This window comes from Prevotella sp. C0026C3 (genome assembly GCF_056590795.1).
This window is the reverse complement of the sequence record NZ_JBWPWW010000007.1, coordinates 129,488-153,593: the sequence shown is the minus strand read 5'-3', so window position 1 is coordinate 153,593 and position 24,106 is coordinate 129,488. Positions and strand designations below refer to the sequence as shown.

Sequence of the window (24,106 nt, the reverse complement as noted above, 5' to 3'; positions counted from 1 at the left end):
TTGTTAAGCTATTTTTCTGTAAATGATAAATTGTGATAATGAAGCCAAAGCTTCGTTTGCTATATTTTTCCCACCAAAGGCACGGATAAGTTGCGCCGCTTGTGTCTTATCATTGTCTTTAATCTCTGTAATTGTGCAATACCCATTCGATGCAATATAGCTAAATACTTGTTGCATCACTCCAATCTGTTCTTCTGTAAGAGGTCGTTGGTTTTGTCCACACCAAAGATTAAACCTTTGGCTGGCAGATGGGTATAAACTTTCGAGCCTTTCTATCAGGTGAAAAGCATAACGCACTAACTGGATAATGTTTGTAAGAGCTTCTTTTTCCTCTTTTGTAGAACTATGTTTTACCATTTGGGGATTGATGATAGCGTAGGAGTTCCAAAGCAACGAAGTGTTGAATTTACTACTTGCAAACTTCAATTTGTTCTCCAAGTCCTTCAGTATGGTGTATGTGAGTGGCTCGCCTTGGTTGTTGTAGATGATGCGCAATGCTTCTATTTCGTCTTTATGCTCCTCACAATAGGCTTCAAAAGCCGAAGTGGTGGTTTGGGCTTCTTCTTGTGAGAATCCCTTTGATATTAGCGTGTCCTCGCCTGGCATCAAGGTCTCAATAAAACCTGCATTAAGTATCAACAGGAATTCTCGTGCGTCTGGGTGATTTGCAATATTACGCACTAAGGCTTTGCGCTCTAAGTTTGGCGCATTGACATCAATATACTCGGGAAGCAAGTCGTTTTCAAATGCTGCAAAGATGTCAGATGCAATATCCATCATGCTTTGATGAGCCAAACCAAGAAATTTTTCACGGTCTGTTTCTTCACATTTATGACTGATACGAGATAAGCGACTTGCTAATAATCTCAAATTGTTATCATTTACATTACCATGCGTTATTTTCTCCAAAAGTTCTTTCAAGGACATTAGTTTGGAGGTTGCTCCCTCAGATGGTGAAGTTATAACTTTCTCGTGTTCGGTAACTCCAATAGCATCCACCAAGAAGAAGCAATCCTTACTGTAAGCGTTGGGCGTTACATTTCGTAGTTGCTCATCGCCTATGGTACGTACGCCTCGTCCTTTCATCTGAATATATAACGGTTCTGATGCCACATCACGCATAAACATTACCACTTCAAGGGGTTTAATGTCAGTACCTGTTGCCACCAATGTGCAAGTTACGGCGATACGAAAATCTTTATCATTACGGAACTGGCGTATCAGCTCATTGCTATCACCTGCCGAATAGGTGATTTTTTGTACGAAACGATTATCATTGTGTCCAAACACTTCTTTTGCTATTTGCACGATATTAGTTGCATGATTTTCATTGAGTGCAAATATAAGTGTCTTGGGCAGATAATCCATATTGGGTTCTCGCTGCGGTTCAGTAAATATTTCAGTATATACCGCATCACGATAGGTTTCCAATATCAGCTTAATCTGTGCAGGGTTGATGATACTACGGTTAAGTTCCTCACGAGTATAATTTTTTGTTTCTTGGTTGTTAATAGTCTGAACTTGCCCCGTATAGCATGTTTCTCTTTTTACTTTATCGCCTTCGAGAATAGCACCGCCATTCTCTGTTGCTTGCGTTTTGATACGATAAACACGACAATCGACATTTACGCCATCAACGATAGACTTCTCCAGCGTATAGTTTACGATGATATTGCCATTGAAGAAAGCCTTCGTCTCAGGAACAGGTGTTGCTGTTAATCCTATCAACTTTGCTTTTGAGAAATAATTTAGGACTTTCTGCCAATTACCATAAATAGAACGGTGGCACTCATCAATAATTATCATATCAAAGAAATCTGAAGGAAGATTAGGATTCTCTGGGAGTATTATTTCTTTATCTTCTATTTCTTCATCGTCCTCATCATTATCGGTAATTTCGTCACCCTTTAACAATGAAAAAAGTCGTTGTATAGTGGATATTACCACATTGCTATCCGTTGGTACAATTGAAGACTTCAAGCGATTAACCGTAAAAATAGTATTGAATGGATCGCCATTCTCTGTTAAACGGAATGTACCAAATTCGGTTTCAGCCTGCTTGCCCAAATTATTCCTATCCACCAAAAATAAGATGCGCTTCATTGGCGTGAAAGCTAACATGCGATAGGATGCCAAACAAGCAGTATAAGTCTTCCCCGCACCTGTTGCTAAAACCATCAAAGCACGATTTTCACCATTACGAAACGATTGCTCTAATTGAGTGATTGCCTCATATTGACACGCGCGCAATCCTTTAGGGCTCAATGTGGGCAAGCCAACATAATCATCTTCCAAGCCTAATAACTTTTTAACTTCTTTGGGAGTATGAATTTTCTTACAATACTCAAATTCAGAATTACTCTTTCGAGTATCATAAAACATCAGGTCTCTACTATTAGCAACATAGGCAAGGGGTAAAGGTGTATTAGGAAACCATGCTTGGCACCACTTAGGACAACTACGGGTATATAAGCGAGCTTGTTCTTGCACAATATCAGAATTTATATCTGTTTCAATGCGCTTAGCTTCCAATACTCCTACTGCTTTGCCGTTAAGAAACAATAAATAATCGGCTTCCCTATTGCCAACCATCAATCCTTCCCTGATAGCCACAGCCGTCATATTTGGAGCATACTTATCTCTATCAACGACTTTCCAGCCTGCTTCTTCAAACATTCTGTCAATGATAACTCGTGCCTTTTCTTCTGGGTTCATATTTTCTACGGTTCTTATAAATACATATTATCGGAAGTTATAGAAATGATTTTTGCAAATGCAACGGTGGTAATAGCCAATGCTTTAGGATCAATTTGAATGCTTTTGCAATCAAAAGTCTGGTCTTCCTTGCGGGTTGTTATTTCTTGTATTGTCATACTGTCCGATTATAAGATGCTTAAAAATATCTTGATAGATTAAGTGAAACAAAAAAGAAAGCTTTAATAAAATTTTATCACTGCGACTTCAAAGATAATCTATAATTCAGAATTATTTAATTCCATGGCTTTAAATTTTTGTAGTTCCTTCTTGTCTTGCATTATATTTAACAAGATAGCATCCCTATCTATCTTTGTTTTTCCACACATATCTTTTCTAATTAACACCATAACATCCAAAAAGCTATCCAGTTGCTTATAGGTACTTGCCTCCGTAAAAGAACTTAAATAATTGTTCAAAGCGAAAACTACGTCATCTGTCCCATACATAATTAACTCTTTCTTTGCATCAAGAAGCTTATTACGCATATCTTTGTTGCTAACATTCCTATTATCCTTCGTGTTTTTAAACATTTCATAGAAGAAATCATAAAGTTTCGCATAGGCAGAGTATCTTTTTTCAGACAGTTGCCCTTCCATAATTTTTATTCTCTCAGTTTTACGATGAAGCAAAGCACCTAAGTAAGCGCACATTAAAGTAACCACTATACTTATAAGCCCTAATATTACATTCATATCCATTTCGATATCTTTGTTTTATTCTAATTGTTTTCTATACACCGAATTCAAAGTGTTTCCATCTTTATCTTTCCAAACAAGCCAACCATTATTACTACTTCCTATACAGAAATCGGCAGCAGTGCTTGGACTATTAAAAGTTGTATCTGAACTCAATTCTAATTTCCCATTAGAAGAGTGCGTATATTCGCTCAACATCTTTTCACGCTTATTTTTCCATTTAAAAGACGGAACAGAAGAACTCACTATAGTACTTCCTTTCAACACTGTGAAACCTTTACTATGATAAAACCCTTTTGCGTTACAGCCACGCCCTTTGGTAAAGAAAAGATGTTCCTCTTTAGGCTGCGCAATATCAAAAATATTGCAACCTATGAACGAAGTCAGGAACTTCACGTCCTCGAAAAACTCATCCATATCGTCCTTTCTATATTCTGGAAGATTAGGAGCTTTAGGTGTCTGCTTGTTTTCATTTAGCACAAAAGAGTTTGAAACCTTCGCCTCCACTATCGCTTTATGCTCCAAGTATTGCACATCAGCTTTAGTCATTGCTGCATCTTTAGAAATAAACAACAAGGCTTTTTGCCAAAACGCCTTCTTGCTATCGTGGTCTCTCACCCGTTCACGAAAGTTCTCTGTCTCCCCAATATATGCTTTTGGTTTCGTCTCTTCGTCTTCACCCAATAGAATGTAAAAAGCCGGCGTCTGCAATTCTGTCCGTTCATTCAAGATTGAAAGATTTGAACGTGGAATTACATACATCTGACAAATTTTATTGCTGATAAACACATATTGTGTTCCTTTTGGATCAGCATCTATCAAATATGTTGTTACCGTTTTTCCCATACTTACCTTTTTATTCTTTAAAATACTCTTATCCTTACACCCTTTTATGAGAAGTAGATAATAATTTTACCACCCTATCATTATACCTTATTCTGTCCACAACAAATCATCAACTCTCACTCCCAATATCTTTGCCAACTGAATGAACATTTCTACATTGGGTTGGGCAACATTTGTTACCCATTTTGATATAACTGTAGGATCTTTATCCAAGATTTCTGCCAGTTGTTTATTGGTCATTCCTTTTTCGGCGAGAACCACTTTTAGACGGTTTATTTTCTTGCGTTCCATACTTATGCAACTTGATTACGCCATAAAATTACTCATTATTTCTTAGGATGTATGTATTTTGAGCAAAAAGATGGTCGCATCTAATCAAAAAAATGTTTTTCAATTCATTTTTCTGATTACAACTTCAATTCTGGCAAACTATTGATAGCTTCCGATTTCAACTTATCCACAGCACGAGTATATTTCTCGGTATGCTTCAATCCGCTATGCCCCAATAGGCTTGCAACGGTCTTGATATTGGCACCATTATTCAGGATGTTCACGGCAAAGGAGTGGCGGGCACAATGCCAGCTGATGTGCTTATTGATTCCTGCACGCTTTACCCATCGCTTCACCGACTTACTGTAATTTTCATAGGAAGGGAGATTGAAAAGAGAAGTATTCAAATCATCCGGTGCTTCACCAAGCCAATATGAGCAAACCATCATTCAAAGGGATAACGACCCCATTATTGGCAGAATGTCCTTTGGTCTTATTCTGCTCAAACTTCAAAAGGTGGTTGGTGTAGTCGATATTTTTATAGGTTAGGTCTTTCAGCATCAATTCATGGCGAATCTAGGGAATAAAATTCATGTTTTAACACTCGATATGCGATAATTCAATAAGAATGTAATAACTTTGAGGGTGTTTTATGATAATCTAATTATTAACCTGCTGTTTTTACATATTATACAACTTATGGCTGCTATTATCGCTATTATTCCGATTGTACTGCTCTTCGTCTTGATGTTGGGATTGAAGATGGCAGGGCACCAAAGTGCATTTATTACTCTCCTTGTTACCATTGCGTTAGCTCTTTGGGTAGCCCCCACTATGGGGTTCGCACCGCAAAATTTCACGACAATGGGCGTGGGGTGGGCTGTTGTCGAGGGTATTCTCAAAGCCGTATTCCCCATCCTGATCATCATCTTAATGGCTATATTCAGCTATAACGTGCTGGTGGAAAGCAAGGAGATAGAGGTCATCAAGAATCAATTCACATCGTTCTCCGACGACGACGGCGTCACGGTGCTCATGCTGGTATGGGGATTTGGCGGACTCTTGGAAGGTATGGCCGGCTTCGGAACGGCCGTAGCTATTCCGGCAGCTATTCTTATCTCACTCGGCTATAAGCCTATTTTCTCGGCTTTGGTGGCATTGATAGCCAATACAGTACCCACCGGTTTTGGTGCCGTAGGTGTGCCTGTCATCACCCTTTGCAACGAGGTGGCGCTGGGCGGAGCGGCAGCTCCCGAACTCATACGCGAGGTTGCGACCTACTGTGTGGTACAGCTCTCCCCCCTCTTCATTATTCTTCCGTTTATCATCCTCACCCTTACCAATCGCAGCCACAGCGCTATTGTACGCAACCTGCTGCTCTCGTTGTGGGTAGGTGGGGTATCATTACTCACGCAGTATGTCGTTTCCATGTTCCTAGGAGCCGAGACTCCAGCCATCATAGGCAGTGTGGCAGCCATCATAGCTCTTGTCATTTATTCTAAACTATTTGCTCCGAAGAAGGATAAGAGCACAGTAAAACATTACACGCTCGCCCAAACATTCCGCGCATGGAGCGTCTATCTCTTCATCCTCTTGTTTATCTTACTCTCCGGGCCATTGTTCCCTGCCATCAACGGCTTCTTGAAATCGCATTTGGTAAGCCACGTAGCCCTGCCCATCTATACGGCAGGAACTACATTCAATTTCGGTTGGATTAGCAATGCCGGCCTTATGTTATTGCTCGGTACGGTGATTGGCGGACTCATCCAAGGTTTGTCGCCTCGCCAACTCCTTGTGATTTTGGCCAAAACAACAGTCAACTTGCGCAAGACCGTTATCACGATTATCAGTTTGGTATCTATCGCTTCGGTGATGAACTACGCGGGTATGATAGTTGTCATCGCCTCGGCTTTGGCAGCAGTCACAGGACAATTATACCCATTCTTTGCTCCGCTCATCGGTGCTATCGGCACATTCGTCACGGGTAGCGATACTTCTTCCAACATCCTTTTTGCCAAATTACAGGCCAACGTAGCCCATCAATTGGATTACAGTGATCCTAATTGGCTCGTTGCAGCCAATACCACGGGTGCCACAGGCGGTAAGATGATTTCGCCGCAGAGTATTGCCATTGCCACAGCGGCATGTAATATGCAAGGTCGCGATGGCGAGATTCTGCGTGCAGCATTGCCTTATGCCATCGGATACATCGTCATTGGCGGACTCATGGTACTATTGGCTGTATAATATAACAGCCCATAACGCTATTCACTTCAAAACTCATAGGCTTGCTGCAGGGGTGAGGCAACATTGCTGCCTAGCCACTGCAGCATTACTGAATGGGCTAGACAGCATCGCTGGGGAAGCTTGGCAGCAACCTCATCTCAATCACCTACAGCCCCATCCCAGCCATTACCTCCCTCGCTTTCCGTCGCACCGGCTACGCCGACAGCGACTACTCGGTCGATGACCGAGGGTTCCCCAAAAGGGGAGGGAGAACAAAGAACTCATAAACTTAGCCCTCATGAACTAACAAATTCACTCAATAACTCATTAACTCTATATAATTTCCCTCCTTTTTGGGAGGGTTTGGGTTGGGGCTAACGATAGGGTAAATGGTACTCATACCATCTCTACACACAGAAATATAAGGCTTATTCTTGCTCATACCGAGCGATTGGCATTTACCCTATAATGCCAATTCATTTATAGGAATAGCTAAAAAACGGACTTGATGAGTTTCTCGGTAGCCGTCAGATTGGCTTCTACACGTTCCACAATGCTTTCGGGTGTGATGTCATGGAGACAAGCCCAGTCGCCACGCATGCAGGGTTTGTTGCCATAAATGCTACATGGACGACATGAAAGATTCACTTGCACGGTATTGTCGGCACACTGGTTCCACCCCATAAAGCCAGCGTAGGGATGTGTGGCACCCCAAATGCTCACCACAGGGCAAGCTACCAACGAGGCTAGATGCATATTGGCACTGTCCATACTCACCATGACGTCAAGCCGACTCATGATGATAAGTTCGTTGGACAAGCCTCCGGCAAGTGCCGAAGCATTAATACAATTGGTGTAACGCTCGACCCATTGGTCGAGTATTTGACGCTCGTTGCCCCCACCACCAAACAAGAAGATGCGACAAGAGGGATGCAAATGGATGAGTTGAACGATGACTTGTTCCATCAACTCCACGGGATATATCTTCCCCACGTGGGCAGCAAAGGGAGCAATACCTATCCACTGTTGGAACGGACGTTTCTCCCCAATGGTCGCAGGAAGCAGTCGGAGCGGTGCGCCTTCGGGCGGATAGATGGAACAAAAGTTTGGTTTAACGGGATAGCCCAATTGGGCTAGCACGTCGGCATAGTTTTGGAAAGAAGTAGGTTGCTGTACAAGTACCTTATTATCAGCATCGACAAGCCGGCGTTTACCGGCACGGTGCTTGTCGATATGAGCCACGCGATAATTGCCGATATTAAACCGCATGCGCAGATACTTGGACCTAATAATGTCGTGAAAGTCGGCGATGGCCGTGAAATTCTTGGCAACAAGTCGGCGATAGAGTGCATTCAATCCCTTGACTCCATTGTATTCAGTCTTCAAGTCGGCTTCCATGAACCCGACGTTGGGTGCCAGTTGCTCAAAAAAAGCGCGAGCAAAAGGCTTACTGAGAACCGTGATTCTCAAATGAGGATATTGGGTGGCAAGGGCATATACCACCGGAACGGCCATAGCAACATCGCCCATGGCCGAGAAACGGATAATGAGCAAGTGTTCGTTTTTCACTTTTTGGCGTAGAGCACAGGATTGGTTGAAGGGTCGTTGTACATCTTCATTTGTCGGTAAACCTTCATGTATTTGCGACCGGCCTCGATGTCTTCCAACAATTGATCAATGGCTGTAGAAAGGTCTTTTTGCTGTTCGAGCAGCACTTGCAACTTATTTTGGCATGCTGCCTTGTGCTCATCTCCGGCATCGGTACGCTCCGTCTGCTCGCGCATGTGATAGATTTTCAGTGCAAGGATAGACAAACGGTCGACCGCCCAAGCCGGACTCTCGGTGTTGATACGTGCATCGGGCAACACTTTCACGTCGGAATATTTCTGTCGGAAATACGAGTCAATCTGCTCTACCAAGTCGGTACGGTCTTGATTGCTGGTATCGATGCGACGCTTCAACGCCAATGCTTCGAGCGGATTGATGTGCGGATCGCGGATAATGTCTTCGAAATGCCATTGCACAGTGTCAATCCAGCATTTCAAATAAAGTCGGTTTTCAATGCTATCACGATGATAGGGATTGCTAATCGGCGTGTCGATACAGTCCTTGACATGATAGTCTTGGATAGCTTTGTTGAAAATCTCGTTGCAGAGTTGTGTGAATGTCATTCTTGTTCAGGTATGTGTTTAACTTCTTGCAAAAATAGAAATTTTATTTGAGAATACAAATGTTTGCCCGCTAGATTTGCGGGCAAACAGCCTTATTTCTCGTCTATATCGCTTTGATAGCGGGCAACATTCTCCAAGGTTACGGCTTTCCGATTGTGGTGGAAAGCCGGATAGGCATTGTTATGTAGCACTCGATTGCCACGCATTGTGATGCCGTCGACCGATTTAGCGTACAACAATGGAGCATCGAAGGTCTCGAACACGTTGTCCAGAATCTTGATACCGCTGTGGAAGTATCGTTTCTGCTTGCTGAATTCTGGTATTTCCGGGTCGATGGAGATAACGCCTTCAGTGAATTGGAACATATTGGTGAGGGCATTGACAAAGACATTATGGCGAATGGTTACATCGCGACAAGCCCCCGATTCGTACCATCCGTTGCAGTCGCCACAGAGTAATATGGCCGTTCCGGAGGTGTGGTCGAAGAAATTATCCTCGCAAACCACACGACGAGGAGTGGAGAACAGACAGCCGCGAGCACGGTTGTTACGCACTACATTGTGGTCGAATTGTACGGTAGGTGTCAGTGTCAAGTCTTCTACACCGATGCTGTTGCGCTCATCAATATCTGCTGCCAAGGGCTGAACGAATGTTATCTCATACTCTTTAACACCTTTGTCGATGGGTTTGTCAATTGCCTTAATCTTCTTTATGACATTGGTTCCGGGGATATGTTCCATGGTTCGGGAGGCGATAAACTGCACCGTGTCGCCCACATAGCCCCATTTGTAACCATAAGCTTGGTCGTGCATGAAGCGGGCGCGGATAGTATGATCGTCCAATCGTTTTGTCATTTTGAGGTAAACACCATGGATATTAATGGCATCATCCATCATACTCTCGTACAAACCATGCCTGCTGACAATCTCGCCACTGCAATTAACAAAGTGGGAAGCATCGGCCTGTGTAGTGAAATAGCGGTGGGTACCGGGACGAGGGGAGACGTTGAATCCATCGAGCGATACGTTATGGCACAACTGAGCCAGCACTCCCATGCCTTCCATATAATATATGGTGATGTCTTCGAGCTTCGTATTCTTGCACTCATAGAGGAAGATGGCCGGTGCAGGACGTGTCCATGAACGCATGGCGAGCACGGTTCCGGGCTTCAAGCGGGCATCGTTCCATCCACGAGCAAGAAATTTTCTATCGGGCAAAGCGCTTACTCCGGTCACACGGATGCCTATGTCGCTAGTGCGATAGACCATGTGATGAGTCTTGGGGTCGAACGCAATAGCCGAATTCAGGAGATATTTCCATCCCTGCCCATTGGTATATAGTGTGTCGTGAGAAAGTGTATAATTCACTTCGGGTGACAGTTGATAAACGATTTCGTGGCTCACTGTGTCGTTGCTGACAATGGTTGCTTGGGCTATATGTGGGTTGGCGTGGTCTACACGGAAACCACGGAGCGTGCAGTTCTCTGCTCCCACAAGACTCAGGGGCAACATACGGCCATGGAAGATGAAATCGGAACCGCCACCGTCGAAAGTCACATTGCGCAATCGCTCCATGCAGATGCCCACCGCACGAGGATTCAATTGGTCGTGATTGGAGACGTAGTACTCACGTACCGTAGCCCCATCGGGATAGAAATGATAGCGTCCGCGCGGCACTTTTACAGTTATTTGATTGCCTTTAATAGCTGCTTTTTGCACTGCTTTCATGGCTCTACTGAAAGCTATGGAGGCGTTGATGGTAGTGTCGGAAGACAAGCCATAGTGCGCCAAATCAATTGTAATATTGGCTGCATGTGATATGATAGCAAACATACTAACGGCACATGACAGAATGAGTCTTTTCATTATAAATATAGATTTAGTTATACTTGCAAAATTAGTATATGTTTTTCATAAAACATATCAAACTGTCTGATAATAGGGAATTTACGCATTAAATAGCTATTTATATGCACAATCACTACTAGTGTGTGCAAGAATGAGCGCTTTTTTGAATAAAAAACTTGTCAGACTGAAAATAAATTCGTTTCTTTGCAGCCGATTTTATAATGAGAATTATTTATAAACAATTTAAATTTAGAGTATTATGTCAGAAATTGAAAGCAAAGTAAAGGCTATTATCGTAGACAAACTTGGTGTTGATGAGGCTGAAGTTAAGCCTGAAGCAAGCTTTACAAACGACCTCGGCGCAGATTCATTGGATACTGTAGAGCTGATTATGGAATTCGAGAAGGAATTTGGTATTTCAATTCCCGACGATAAAGCAGAAACCATCCAGACTGTTGGTGACGCTATCAACTACATTGAGCAGAACGCTAAATAATAACGTTTCGTAGTTGAGTGTTTATGGTTGGCGGAAGCTTTCCACATCTCTTAGTACCTTATTGTGTGCATAGAGACGGAAGCCGTCAACCATAAATATTTGCTATTGATTCAATAAATACTTTCTGAATAATGGAGTTAAAAAGAGTAGTAGTAACAGGTTTAGGCGCAGTAACGCCCGTTGGCAACACTCCGGAAGAAACTTGGAGCAACTTGTTGGCAGGTAAGAGTGGTGCCGCTCCTATTACATCATTCGACGCTTCTAAGTTCAAGACACAGTTTGCTTGCGAGGTTAAAGACCTCAACGTGAACGATTACATCGATCGTAAAGAAGCTCGCAAGCTCGATCGTTACACTCAATTGGCTATGATTAGCGCCATTCAGGGTGTAAAAGATGCAGGTTTGGACTTGGAAAACGAAGATAAAAACCGTATCGGTGTGGTATACGGTGTAGGTATCGGCGGTATTAAGACTTTCGAAGACGAGGTGACTTACTACGGTCAGAACATCGAAAACGGCCCTAAATTCAGTCCTTTCTTCATCCCAAAGATGATTGCCGACATCGCTTCAGGACAGATTTCAATCCACTTTGGATTCCATGGACCTAACTTTACCACGACATCTGCTTGTGCATCTTCAAGCAATGCACTCGCTGATGCGTTCAACTTGATTCGCTTGGGTAAAGCAAACGTTATTGTAAGTGGTGGCGCCGAGGCTGCTATCTGCGAATGTGGCGTAGGCGGATTCAACGCTATGCACGCACTTTCTACACGCAACGACGATCCCGAACACGCTTCTCGTCCATTCAGCGCAAGTCGCGATGGATTCATCATGGGCGAGGGTGCCGGCTGTTTGGTACTCGAAGAGTTGGAGCATGCAAAGGCTCGTGGCGCTAAAATCTATGCTGAGATGGTGGGCGAAGGTGCTAGCGCCGATGCTTATCACATCACAGCCAGCCACCCGGAAGGCCTTGGTGCTAAGCTCGTAATGATGAATGCGCTCGAAGATGCCCACTTGAATCCGGAAGATGTAGACTATATCAATGTGCACGGAACATCTACTCCGGTAGGTGATATTTCTGAGGCTAAGGCCATCAAGGAAGCGTTTGGCGATGCAGCTTATAAGTTGAATATCAGTTCAACCAAGTCTATGACCGGTCACCTGTTGGGTGCTGCCGGTGCAATAGAGGCTATGGTATGTGTATTGTCAGTTCAAAACGATATCATTCCTCCAACGATTAACCACGAAGAGGACGATAGAGACGAGAACATCGACTACAATATGAACTTCACATTCAACCAAGCTCAGAAGCGCACAGTGCGTGTAGCACTGAGCAACACCTTCGGTTTTGGCGGTCATAACTGCTGTGTAGTGTTCAAGAAATATGCTGAATAATCTTATTGATAGAATCAAGCTCCCTTTCCGAAAGGAAAAGGAGCTTTTTTCTTCCTTGCGCAATATCATAGGCTTTTACCCTCACAATATCAGTTATTATAAGCTTGCTTTGATGCACAAGAGTGTGATGCGACGCAACGCTAAGGGTAAACCCATCAACAACGAACGCCTAGAATTCCTCGGAGATGCTATCCTCGACGCTATCGTTGGAGACATTGTCTATCAGCATTTCCCCGGAAAACGTGAGGGATTCCTCACCAACACGCGTTCCAAACTCGTACAACGCGACACGCTAAATAAGCTCGCTCAGTCGTTAGGACTAAGCAAACTCATCCTTTCTAGCGGACGCAGTTCTTCTCACAACAGCTATATGGGAGGAAATGCTTTCGAAGCTCTCGTCGGTGCTATCTATCTTGACCGCGGTTACGATGCCTGTATGGCATTCATGAAGAACCGCATTTTGTCCGAGATGATCAACATTGACAAGGTAGCCTACAAAGAGGTGAACTTTAAGAGCAAGCTCATTGAGTGGAGTCAGAAGAATCGAGTGCAGCTCGACTTCAAGATGCTCAATCAGAAGAAAGACGACAATGGTAGTCCTACTTTCAGCTACGAGGTGCTTTTGGAAGGTATACAAGGATGTTCGGGCAATGGCTATAGCAAGAAAGAAAGCCAGCAACTGGCCAGCAAGCTCACCTTGGAGAAGTTGCGTCGTGAACCTCAGTTCATCGACGAAGTATTTGCTGCGAAGACCAATCGTACCAAGATGGAGGAAGAACCTGTAGAGAACGTGCCGACCACAGAGGCTAAAGATGACTTCATCATCACTAAAGATATTGACGAAAAAGCATCGGTAGAGAAGCACGAGAACACGTTCCGCGAGGAAGTATTCGACGATAAACCACGTCGAAACAAGCGTCGTCCGCCCATGTATCGCTCAGACAACGAAGTAAAATCGGTTGAGAAAGAAACAACGGATACCGATGAATTCGACCTGAGTGACATCAGTGCTGGTCCGCAAAGCAAAGAAGACATTATCAAAGCTGCCGAAGAGGCCGCTTTCAATGAAATACAGTAAATACGAACTCGTATCTATATATAAAAACGCGACAAGCTTTTTAGTGCTTGTCGCGTTTTTATTCTTTATTACAGCCTATCATCTTTTATCTCCTACCTCATATTCCCCCAAGGAATTCCTAGCATTCTGGCAGCCTCTTCCTTGCTCGACTCGAAAGTGAGCTTCGATAATATTATCGTAGCATTCATGCGGTCTACAAGTCGTGGAGCCATGATTTTAATCACTTTCAACTTCTTATCGTCGAAGTTAAAAACATCCATCATGCGAGCGCACTGCCGACAACTGAAACCACCATTCAGACTTCCCACTGTGATAAGTTTCAACTTGTTGTCGTCGAAAGTCTCATTGACTACATACCGATAGAACACATTAAAATCGGCATCATCCATCACGTTGCGATACATGGGCATCCTACCATAGGGCAATGGAATTTGGTATTGGGGTGTATAATCTATTGAAGTGTTGGGGCGTTCGTATGAGTTACATGCTACCACATGGTTGTTCGCGAAGTCCACGGTCGTAATATAAACCACCGAACCGTCCAGTTTCAGCGAGTGGTATTCCCATTGTTCCGAATCGTAATTCATGCGTTTAAACTTCGGCTTACCTACTAATGCACGTACTTCTGATTGGGTCATACCCAATTTTATCTCATCAAATCTTTTTGCTTCCATACATATCGGAAACATCAACAATAATAATAGCGTGGCCAAAGCCTTGAGTCTTACTTGTTTCATCGTCGTGGTATTTTAGTTGAACATTGTACACAGATAGCACTAACGGGTGCTATGAAAATTTATTTTCAAGCTGTCGAGTGCTGAATAACTTATGCAAAGATAGAGATAATTTCTCCTTTTGCAGATGGGAAATCCCTAATCTGTGAGGTGGAATTTCCTATTTTAATGTGTAGAGAAAACTGGAATAGAAAGACATATGTAGGCAGAAAGGTTTATATTGCAAGAGGAAATACTCCCATCCCGCCCATTACCTCCTGTGTTTCCGTTGCACTGGCTACGCCGACAACGACTATTCGGCCGATGACCAATGATTCCTCGAAAAGGAAGAAAACCACTATTGTATATTAATTCTACTGAACGCGAAACATAATTGGATGAGAAATTGTATCTTTGTAGGTGTCAAAAATACCATACGATGAAACAATTCAAACTATCAACTTCCTTATTTTTACTAGGTATATTGTTATTGTTCCCAACGATTTCGGCCGTTGCACAGGGTATTATACCCAAGCCTCACACAGTAGTTTACCGTGACGGACAGTTCAAAATAGACAATGAGACGCGCTTATATAGCAACTTGTCGCGTAAAAATTTGAAGACGATACGATATTGGTTAGGCGAAGTCACCTCTGCTCCATTGAAGAAAACGCGAACAAGGAATGGTAACCAAATCATCAGATTGATTCAGACGGGCAAACCGAACGAGATGAACACCGTGCCATTCAACCGGTATTTACAGGGTTATACGCTCGACGTATCGGAACGAGGCATTGAGATTCTGTCGCCATCCAAAGCCGGATTGCAGTATGGATTACAGACATTAAGGAACTTAACGGCTGCAGACGGTACCGTGAGATATGTGCATATAGAGGACACACCACGGTTTGCTTATCGCGGTATGATGCTCGATTGCTCGCGCCATATATGGACTACTGACTTCATCAAGAAGCAGATTGACATGCTTGTAAGATTGAAGATGAATCGACTACACCTGCATCTGACCGACGAAGCAGGGTGGCGCATCGAGACCAAGCATTATCCCGAACTGACGGAGAAGGCTGCTTATCGAACCACTTCAAACTGGGAGCAGTGGCGTGCGTCGGGTATGAACTATTGTACCAAGGACACACCGGGGGCGTATGGTGGCTATTATACGAAACAAGAGTTGCGCGATATTGTGCGATATGCGGCTGAACGGGGTGTCACGGTGATTCCAGAGTTGGAGATTCCCGGCCATAACAACGAAGTGACAAGCACCTATCCACAGCTTTCGTGTACCGGTGAGCGAGCCTCTGACTTGTGTATCGGAAACGAAAAAAGCTTTGAATTCATCGAAGGAGTGTTGAAAGAAATCATGGATATATTCCCTTCCGAGTACATACATCTAGGCGGTGATGAGGCATCGGGAAAGAATTGGCTGACGTGCGAGCGTTGTCAAAAGCGCATGAACGACGAGCATCTGCAGTCAAAAGAACAATTACAGGCCTACATGATGAAGCGTGTGAACGCTTTTTTGAATCGTCATGGGCGCAAGATGATAGGTTGGGACGAGATAACAACGGGTGGTACGCCCGATGGCGCAGCCGTCATGGCATGGCGTGGAGCCGATATGGGCTTCAAAGCTGCCAAAGATTCAAAGGTTATCATGTCGCCTACGGAATGCTACTACCTTGATTATTTCCAATGTAATCCAGCTACCGACGAGCGAGGACAATTGGGCTATACGCCTTTGAAGTCGGCCTACAAGTTCGACCCGATACCCATTGATTATCAAAACAAGCCCGAAGCAAAGAATATATGGGGTGTACAAGGTAACCTGTGGACTGAAAGAGTGGACACAGAGGAGCGTGCCGAAGACATGATTTACCCTCGTTTGTTTGCCGTAGCAGAGGCAGGATGGAGTTCACCTGCCCGGGATTATAGCGACTTCAAGACTCGTGCGCTCGGTCTGATTGCCCGGATGAAACGCGATGGATATGCTCCTTACGACTTACAGAACGAGTTGGGAGATAGGAATGAGAGTACGTCAGCGGTGGTACACGATGCCATTGGCAAACCGGTGACCTACCTGTCGCCTTGTTCACCACGCTATGCCGGAACGGGGAATGGTACACTAGTCGATGGAAAAATGGGCGACTGGAGTTTCAAAGATAATGGTTGGCAGGGCTTTATTCAAGCAGGCAGATTGAGCATCGTCATTGATTTACAGAAAGAGATGGACATTAATAATGTGTCGGCCGACTTCTTACAGTTCCGTGGTCCGGAGATTTTCTTCCCCGCTGAGGTAACCGTCGCTGTATCAACTGATGGGCAAAACTTTGAAGAAATAGACAAGCAAACCTTCAAGGACGACTCTACCCGTTATTTCGTGCGCCCATATACATGGCAAGGAAAGGCCAAAGGACGATATGTAAAAGTCACAACCCGCGCCCCTAAACAAGGCGGCTTCATCTTCTGCGACGAAGTAATGGTGAACAGAAGGGGGTGAATGTATGGGCAATCATGGCAAAACAAAATCATCTGAATAGATGGAACGCACGGAAGTATTGATTATAGAACAACTACGCCAAGGTCAAGAGGCTGCATATAAATATGTATACAAACATCATTATACGGTGTTGTGTCGTGTGGCTATGCAGTATGTCGACGACCAATTTTTGGCAGAAACCATCGTGGGTGATGTGATATTTCATCTTTGGGAGATTAGAGAATCGCTGAATATCACATCATCTTTACGTAATTATCTGGTTACAAGTGTTCGCTATCGATGCCTTGATTATCTCAAATCAAATTATAATCGGAAAGAAATACGTATATCCGGAGTGAGTTCGGTAGATATTCCTGTCATTGGATATTTGCAAGCTGAGCAGTATCCTTTAGGCAAATTACTCGCTCAAGAACTCGAAGGAGAAATACAAAAGGCTATCTGTCGACTGCCGGCGGAATGCCAACGGATATTCAGAATGAGTCGGCTAGAACAGAAATCTTATGAGGAAATAGCTCGTATTTTAAGCATTTCAGAGAATACAGTGAAGTATCACATGAAGAAAGCATTAGCACAATTGCGTGAAGACTTGCATAAATATCTCATCACAGCAATAGTTTTCTTCTTTTTACATTTTTAGAAAAAAGTTCATATTTAGACTACCCATACGATAAATTCTATCGTCTTGTTAATAGAATTAAATCCTATGGTAGAAATAAGTGAACATATAAAAGACCTCATTATAGCATCTCTGAGTGGAGAAATGGGGCAAGAAGAAGCGAAAGAGTTGCAAACATGGCTACGTGCTTCGAAAGAGAATAAACAATATTATTATGAATGGCGTGAGATATGGACATCTACTTCGCCGTCGCCAAAGTTTGATGTAGAGGCTGCTTATCAAACTTTCCTTTCGCGTATTAAGAAAAGTGAGCCTGTAACTACGCACCGTTACCGCTATCTATATTATGCAGCGGCAGCCATTGCTTTATTTGTTGTGTCGGTATTATCATATAAAACAGGTGAATCGAATATCAAATCTAACTTTGCAGATATTGCCGTTGAAGCACCTGCTGGTTCGCGCTTGAAGCTGAACTTGCCTGATGGAACGAAAGTATGGCTTAATTCCGGCTCCAAACTAACATACTCTCAAGGTTTTGGTGTAGACAAGCGTGAGGTAAATTTGATGGGTGAAGCCTATTTTGAAGTGAAACACCAAGAGGACAAACCTTTCAGTGTGAACTCTACAAACCTTCGAGTGAACGACCTTGGAACAAAGTTTAATTTCTGTGATTATGCTGATGATGACGAGGCTATCGTTACTTTGACAGAAGGAAAAGTGTCGCTAGACAACTTTATGAATTATCAAAATAATCAACTTCTAGCACCCGGACAGAAAGCAGTACTGGATAAGAAAACTGGTGAGTTGACGATTAATAATGCCGAAAATGATTATCAGGATTGGCAAAATAATATGCTTATCTTTAATGGCGATGCCCTGAATGAGATAGCCAAGAAGTTGCAACGCAACTACAATATAAAGGTTATAGTGGCCAATGATGCTCTCTACCAATTGCGATTCCACGGTAGTTTCAACACCCAAGAAGCACATTTGCGTGACATTTTGGATGCACTTGTAGCAACCAATAAAATACATTACCGTGTACAAGGTAAGAAAGTGACCTTTTATTAATCCAAAATATCAACCTTTAAAATTCTCAACCAGCATGAACAGGGTTTAGTTATAGTTAGTGCAAAAAGCAAAAACAATAAGTTTAATATCTTTAATATGTCTTTACTATGAACCTTAAGAAAGTCGTTTTGATAGGTTGTGCTCTTGCTTGTCAGCTAGTGGTATTTGCCCAAGCAGTGAGCCTTAAAATGCAAAAAGTCTCAGTCAAGAAGGCTATGACCGCCTTAAATCAGAAAAGCGGTTATTCCTTTATTTACGAAGAGTCTGATGTGAACACCTCTGGTATTGTAAATGTAAATGCTACAACCGTAGGTCAAGCTGTTGACCAAATACTTGTTGGGCAGAATCTCACTTATGAGATTAAAGGTAAGTCGATTATTATTTCAAAGTTGTCTAGTCGAAAATCGACCTTGCAAACCGGTAGTGTAAAACACAAGATAACCGGTAAGATCGTTGATAACAATAACGAACCCATCATTGGAGCTACTGTTAAAGTAAAAGGAGAAAGCGCCGGTACGATTACAGACTTAGATGGTAATTTTGCTTTAGAGGCTCATCAAGGAGCCGATTTGGAAGTTTCGTATATCGGATATCAAAGTCAGACGGTGAAAGCAGTTCCTAATAAGGCTTTGACTGTGAAGATGTTGGAGGACACCAAAGCCTTGGAAGAAGTTGTAGTGGTAGGTTATGGAGTCCAGAAAAAGGTAAACTTGACAGGTTCGGTATCATCGGTAAAAGGCGAAGATTTACAGTTGCGACCTGTAACCGATGCTTCCCAAAGTTTACAGGGATTAGTTCCGGGCTTGTTGGTAACCAATGATAACGCAGGAAGACCGGGTGCCACAGGTACGTTAACACTGCGTGGACAAGGCAACCTGTCTAATACTGGTCATCCTTATGTACTTGTCGATGGTATAGAAATGAATCTCTCTGACGTCAATCCAAATGATATAGAGAGTCTTTCGGTGTTGAAAGATGCATCGGCTTGTGCCATCTATGGTGCGCGAGCAGCTTATGGTGTGATATTGGTAACGACGAAGAAAGGTACAGAGGGAACCATGCGTGCCAATTATCAAGGCTCTGTGGGCTGGAGTTCACCAACGGTATTGCCGGAAATGGTAGACTCTTATGCCTTTGCACAATATTGGAATGCGGGTGTTGCCAATGCCGGTTCTTCTCGTCTATACAGCGAAGAAAAAATGAAAGAATTGCAATCTTACATCAATGATCCTTCGAGTGTGAACCCTTGGCATGAGTTGTCAGCGAATGCAAGTATGAATCCTGCCTTCGAGAACTCGGAGAAAGGTATAGGCAATGTGGACTATTTCAAGTTGCACTATAAAGACCATGCTATCAGACAACAGCACAATTTAAGCTTCAGCGGTGGTGGTAAGAGTGCACAATATTATGTTTCTACTGGTTATTTAAAGGAAGATGGTATCTTGCGTTATGCCAAAATCAACTACGAACGCTTGAATGTTTCTTCTACCATAAATTCGGAACTGACTAAATGGTTGAGCTTGCAAGTTGGTTTGAAATTTAGCCATTCAGTGAATAACACGCCTTTTGGCGATGGTGGTATAGGCGATGGGTTCTTCCATTCATTAGCAAGATTCCGCCCGACAATTTCTCCGATAGACCCTAACGGACACTTTACCGAACTCTCAATGGTTCCCTATTTGCAGAGCGGAACGTTCACTAAGAACAAGAGAGACATGATGAATCTAACCGGAGGAATCAACCTGAAGCCATTTAAAAACTTCAATGTCTATATGAACTATACCTATAAGTTGATTGCTAACAACTATATGGCAGAAAATGTTGCACCGCTTATCTATGGAGCCGACGGTGTTTCGACCTCCAAAGGTGTACGCGATGAATTGGATATTACTGCTGATGGAAAGTTCACACGTGCCAATTCGCATACCCATTACCAGACTTTGAGTCTGTATGGTAACTATGTATTCTCTTTGAACAATGCTCATAACTTCACCTTAATGGCTGGATATCAAGAGGAAAACTCCAATTATGATTACCTGAAGAATGTAATTACTGGATTATATTCTACCGCAAATCCGAACGTAGGAGTCGGCACAGGCGACCGTTCTGTGGTAGATACACGTAACGGATGGGCTACACGAGGCTTCTTCGGACGTATCAACTATGACTATAAGAGCCGTTATCTCGTAGAAATCAATGGTCGTTACGACGGTTCCTCTCGCTTTGCGGCTGGTCATCGATGGGGTTGGTTCCCTTCTATTTCATTGGGTTGGAATATCACGCAAGAAAAGTTTATGGAACCGTTGACCAATGTTGTCTCTCATCTTAAACTTCGTGCATCTTACGGTTTACTTGGTAATCAGTCGGGAGCAGCTCTCTATACTTTTGCTTCTACAATGGCATTCAGCAGCGGACTGGGTAACTACATCTTCCCCGATGGCCGACATGTGTACTTGTTAGCACCCGGTGTAGTGAATCCGGCAACCACTTGGGAGAAGGTGAATAGTAAGAACATCGGTCTAGACTTTGGTTTCTTTGGTAATCAATTGACAGGTAGCTTCGACATCTTCGAGCGTAAGACAAAAGATATGTTGGGGCCCGGAGTCGATTTCCCCGACTTCTTTGGTGCAGCAGCACCACAAACCAATAATGCAAGTATGCGCAACCGTGGATGGGAATTGACTTTGTCCTACCGTGGAAAGATTGCTAAAGAGATTGATTATCAAATTGGTGGCTCTCTCTCAGATGCAACCTCTGTGGTAACAGAATATGCTAACCCGACCGGAACAGCACCTGCTTCCAACTGGTATACTGGTCGCAAGGTGGGTGAAATTTGGGGATATAAGACCGATGGTTTGATTCAAACAGCTGAAGAGGCAGACAAGTATAATAAGACACATGATATGTCTTTCTTCACCCCAAGAGCATGGACACCCGGCGATGTGAACTTCCGCGACCTCAATGATGACGGTAAAGTGAACAACGGCAAGAACGTATTGGGCGATATGGGCGATTTGACAATCGTAGGAAATACGACACCTAGATACCAATATACATTGAATGGACAGATTTCTTGGAAAGGTTTGAGCCTAAGCGTAATGTTCCAAGGTGTTGGAAAACGTGATTGGGATCCGACCGGAAGTGTCTACTTCTGGGGTAGTAGTTCGTATGCTCAAGTCACTGTATTCAAACAACATCTCGACTATTGGCGCGAAGACAACAAGGGAGCTTACTATCCTAAGCCGTATATCAACACAGCCGGTGGAGTGGGTTCGTACAATGCAAAGACTTCAGCTCGCACAACCGATCGTTATTTACAGAATGCAGCGTACTGTCGTTTGAAAAATATTACATTGAGTTATAACCTTCCTGCTGCTTGGTTGACAAAGGCTCACCTGTCTCAAGTGAGAGTCTTTGTAACGGGAGAGAACCTCTTGACCTTTACCAAACTGATGGGTATGTTCGACCCCGAAGCCATCTTTACCTCTAATGATTATAGTTCTGAGGGTGGCAAGAACTATCCTATGAACAAAGTTATATCTGTTGGCCTATCCGTAAACTTATAATAATATAGATTATCATGAAACTATATAATATTTGTATTGCAGTTTTTGCTGCGGCAACATTAACAGGTTGCTATGATTTATCGAAGTCTCCCGAAGGAGAATTATCCACGGTGAATCCATTCTCATCGGTCGGTGAGATGTCTAGCTACCTTGACCAATTCTATCAAACCGGTGTCAGGAATCAAGGATATGATTGGGGGGGAAGCTATATAGCAAATGGAGACTTGAATAGCGACAATATGTCAAATAGTTCGGTAAGTTCTCGTTTGAACGGTGCATTGACACTTAGCAATGCCACAAAGATGACAGAATACACCTATATTCGCAATGTCAACTTCCTCATCAACAATTTTAACCATGTAGCCAATACCAGTTCGGCAGACTATAAGCAGTGTGTTGGCGAGGCATATTACTTCCGCGCATGGTATTATTTCCAGTTGTTTAAGAAATATGGTAAGCTCACTTGGGTTAGTAAACCGCTAGATCCAACTGCCGAAGTGATGAATCTACCACGTCAAGAGCGTACAGTGATTGCTGATAGTATCCTTGCCGACCTTGACAAGGCTATTGCTAATTTACGTCAACAGAAGTCTTCTGCCACCATGAGAGTCCATCAAGACGTGGCTAGAGCGCTCAAGGGCGAAGTTGCATTGTACGAAGGAACGTGGGAGAAATATCATAAACAGAAGAAAGATGAATTCTTTACACCGGGGGTAACCGACGAGAAGATATCCGATTATTTAAAGCAATGTGTTGCAGCATGTAAGGCTGTGGTAGACCGCGGAGTTTGGAAAATCTATTCAGCAGGCAATCCTCTGAACGATTACAGAGTTATATTCCAGACCGAGGATTTAAGTTCAAATCCTGAAGTGTTGTGGTTTAAACGTTATGATGGTAACAATATTGGTAACAGTGTAGACCGCTACTTGAATCAAGGTGGTGGTGGTACAGGTGTCAATGCATCTTTGGTCGACGATTATCTGACGATAGATGGTAAGCCGTTTATCGGTGAACAGGTTGTCAATGCCAAGAAAACATTCGGCGAAGAACTGAACCCCACATTGCGTGACCCTCGCCTTTGCCAGACTATTTGTATGCCGGGACAGGTATTACGTCCCGATCAAGCACCCTATGTAGTACCACCTTTGACCGGTTCCGGATATAATAAGAACGAGTCAGGATACTCTTTGCTCAAATTTGTACAGATAGATTACAAGGGTAACTTGGATGCAGAGTACAAAGGAAGCACCCCCGCTATACAATATCGATATGCAGATATTCTTCTCAACTACGCAGAGGCACTTGCCGAACTCGATGGTTCTGCTAATGCACAACAGATTATCTCATTGCTCAAACCACTTCGTGATCGCGTAGGCATGCCTGTTATAAATTTTGATAGGGAATATAATACATCGACAGATTATCCGTTCTCACATTTAGATAAGTATATCCAAGTTGTGAGAAGAGAACGAAGAGTCGAACTTGCATGCGAGGGTAGACGACTGGACGACATCATGCGTTGGGCAGCAGCCGACGAGTTAATCGTTGGAAAGCGTGCTATTGGAGCGATGTTTGTGGGCAGTAATTTGGAGAACAATGCTGCCTATGGTGATAAATTGGTTTATGACAAGGCTTCCGGTAATAACTTGTATCTCACAGGAAAAGCCGGTGATACCTACCGTTACATCCTGCCTATCAACCCCTCTGGGTACGAAAAAGGGTGGGCTTTCAACGTGCATAGAGATTATTTATTGCCAATCCAATCGAGAATGTTGTCGTTGACAAACGGACAATGGACTCAAAATCCCGGATGGGAATAGTATAACAATAATATAAACATATGAACAC

At 43.3% G+C, this 24,106-nt stretch carries 18 protein-coding genes and 1 pseudogene; 9 read left to right on the top strand and 10 right to left on the bottom strand.

Annotated elements, in window-relative coordinates:
- Positions 1–3: 3 nt before the first annotated feature.
- The 6 genes and pseudogenes from AC1EK4_RS06500 to AC1EK4_RS06475 form a co-directional block, all read right to left on the bottom strand.
- Positions 4–2,715, bottom strand: a complete 2,712-nt coding sequence (locus tag AC1EK4_RS06500; RefSeq protein WP_480357478.1) for a DEAD/DEAH box helicase family protein — start codon at positions 2,713–2,715, stop codon at positions 4–6.
- 14 nt (positions 2,716–2,729) lie between these two features.
- On the bottom strand, positions 2,730–2,873 hold the full coding sequence (locus tag AC1EK4_RS06495; RefSeq protein ID WP_156958402.1) for a hypothetical protein: 144 nt from the start codon (positions 2,871–2,873) through the stop codon (positions 2,730–2,732).
- 99 nt (positions 2,874–2,972) lie between these two features.
- Positions 2,973–3,455 (bottom strand): hypothetical protein, encoded by a 483-nt coding sequence (locus AC1EK4_RS06490; protein WP_480357476.1) that lies wholly within the window; start codon positions 3,453–3,455, stop codon positions 2,973–2,975.
- A gap of 15 nt (positions 3,456–3,470) precedes the next feature.
- Positions 3,471–4,298 carry a GIY-YIG nuclease family protein gene (locus tag AC1EK4_RS06485; protein WP_480357474.1) on the bottom strand — a complete coding sequence of 276 codons (828 nt, stop codon included), beginning with the start codon at positions 4,296–4,298 and terminating at the stop codon, positions 3,471–3,473.
- An 87-nt stretch (positions 4,299–4,385) separates the two neighbouring features.
- Complete coding sequence (locus AC1EK4_RS06480) at positions 4,386–4,589, bottom strand: helix-turn-helix transcriptional regulator (protein WP_006949100.1); 204 nt, start codon at positions 4,587–4,589, stop codon at positions 4,386–4,388.
- Positions 4,590–4,705: 116 nt separating this feature from the next.
- A pseudogene (locus AC1EK4_RS06475) lies at positions 4,706–5,126 on the bottom strand (site-specific integrase); the annotation flags it as partial.
- Positions 5,127–5,267: 141 nt separating this feature from the next.
- Here AC1EK4_RS06475 and AC1EK4_RS06470 point away from each other — a divergent pair.
- Positions 5,268–6,815: an L-lactate permease gene (locus tag AC1EK4_RS06470; protein WP_480357473.1), complete on the top strand. Its 1,548-nt coding sequence runs from the start codon at positions 5,268–5,270 to the stop codon at positions 6,813–6,815.
- A gap of 471 nt (positions 6,816–7,286) precedes the next feature.
- Here AC1EK4_RS06470 and AC1EK4_RS06465 read toward each other — a convergent pair whose 3' ends face one another.
- From AC1EK4_RS06465 to AC1EK4_RS06455, 3 genes are all read right to left on the bottom strand, one after another.
- A complete protein-coding gene (locus AC1EK4_RS06465) occupies positions 7,287–8,363 on the bottom strand; it encodes a glycosyltransferase family 9 protein (protein ID WP_052052992.1) in 1,077 nt (358 codons plus the stop codon).
- A complete protein-coding gene (locus AC1EK4_RS06460; RefSeq protein WP_036899950.1) occupies positions 8,360–8,965 on the bottom strand; it encodes a DUF4254 domain-containing protein in 606 nt (201 codons plus the stop codon). Before AC1EK4_RS06460 ends, AC1EK4_RS06465 begins: the two co-directional genes overlap by 4 nt.
- Positions 8,966–9,057: 92 nt before the next feature.
- Positions 9,058–10,830 carry an alpha-1,3-galactosidase-related protein gene (locus AC1EK4_RS06455; RefSeq protein WP_480357472.1) on the bottom strand — a complete coding sequence of 591 codons (1,773 nt, stop codon included), beginning with the start codon at positions 10,828–10,830 and terminating at the stop codon, positions 9,058–9,060.
- Between the two features lie 241 nt (positions 10,831–11,071).
- On the opposite strand from AC1EK4_RS06455, the gene AC1EK4_RS06450 reads away from it, so the two are divergent.
- The 3 genes from AC1EK4_RS06450 (at position 11,072) to rnc (ending at position 13,780) form a co-directional block, all read left to right on the top strand.
- Positions 11,072–11,308: an acyl carrier protein gene (locus tag AC1EK4_RS06450; protein WP_036899954.1), complete on the top strand. Its 237-nt coding sequence runs from the start codon at positions 11,072–11,074 to the stop codon at positions 11,306–11,308.
- A 131-nt stretch (positions 11,309–11,439) separates the two neighbouring features.
- Entirely contained in the window at positions 11,440–12,702 is a 1,263-nt protein-coding gene (gene fabF, locus AC1EK4_RS06445) for a beta-ketoacyl-ACP synthase II (protein ID WP_062435755.1), read from the top strand.
- Positions 12,692–13,780, top strand: a complete 1,089-nt coding sequence (gene rnc / locus AC1EK4_RS06440; RefSeq protein WP_036899958.1) for a ribonuclease III — start codon at positions 12,692–12,694, stop codon at positions 13,778–13,780. Before fabF ends, rnc begins: the two co-directional genes overlap by 11 nt.
- A gap of 92 nt (positions 13,781–13,872) precedes the next feature.
- On the opposite strand, the gene AC1EK4_RS06435 is transcribed toward rnc, so the two are convergent.
- A complete protein-coding gene (locus AC1EK4_RS06435; RefSeq protein ID WP_480357471.1) occupies positions 13,873–14,517 on the bottom strand; it encodes a DUF4476 domain-containing protein in 645 nt (214 codons plus the stop codon).
- A 415-nt stretch (positions 14,518–14,932) separates the two neighbouring features.
- Between AC1EK4_RS06435 and AC1EK4_RS06430 the strand changes: the two genes are divergently transcribed.
- The 5 genes from AC1EK4_RS06430 to AC1EK4_RS06410 all read left to right on the top strand — a co-directional run bounded on the left by AC1EK4_RS06430 (position 14,933) and on the right by AC1EK4_RS06410 (position 24,078).
- Entirely contained in the window at positions 14,933–17,005 is a 2,073-nt protein-coding gene (locus AC1EK4_RS06430; RefSeq protein ID WP_480357469.1) for a glycoside hydrolase family 20 protein, read from the top strand.
- Between the two features lie 40 nt (positions 17,006–17,045).
- A complete protein-coding gene (locus AC1EK4_RS06425; protein ID WP_480357467.1) occupies positions 17,046–17,642 on the top strand; it encodes an RNA polymerase sigma-70 factor in 597 nt (198 codons plus the stop codon).
- Positions 17,643–17,708: 66 nt separating this feature from the next.
- Complete coding sequence (locus AC1EK4_RS06420) at positions 17,709–18,692, top strand: FecR family protein (RefSeq protein ID WP_480357465.1); 984 nt, start codon at positions 17,709–17,711, stop codon at positions 18,690–18,692.
- A gap of 107 nt (positions 18,693–18,799) precedes the next feature.
- Positions 18,800–22,258 (top strand): TonB-dependent receptor, encoded by a 3,459-nt coding sequence (locus AC1EK4_RS06415; protein WP_480357464.1) that lies wholly within the window; start codon positions 18,800–18,802, stop codon positions 22,256–22,258.
- A gap of 14 nt (positions 22,259–22,272) precedes the next feature.
- Positions 22,273–24,078 carry a RagB/SusD family nutrient uptake outer membrane protein gene (locus AC1EK4_RS06410; protein ID WP_480357461.1) on the top strand — a complete coding sequence of 602 codons (1,806 nt, stop codon included), beginning with the start codon at positions 22,273–22,275 and terminating at the stop codon, positions 24,076–24,078.
- Positions 24,079–24,106: the final 28 nt, after the last annotated feature.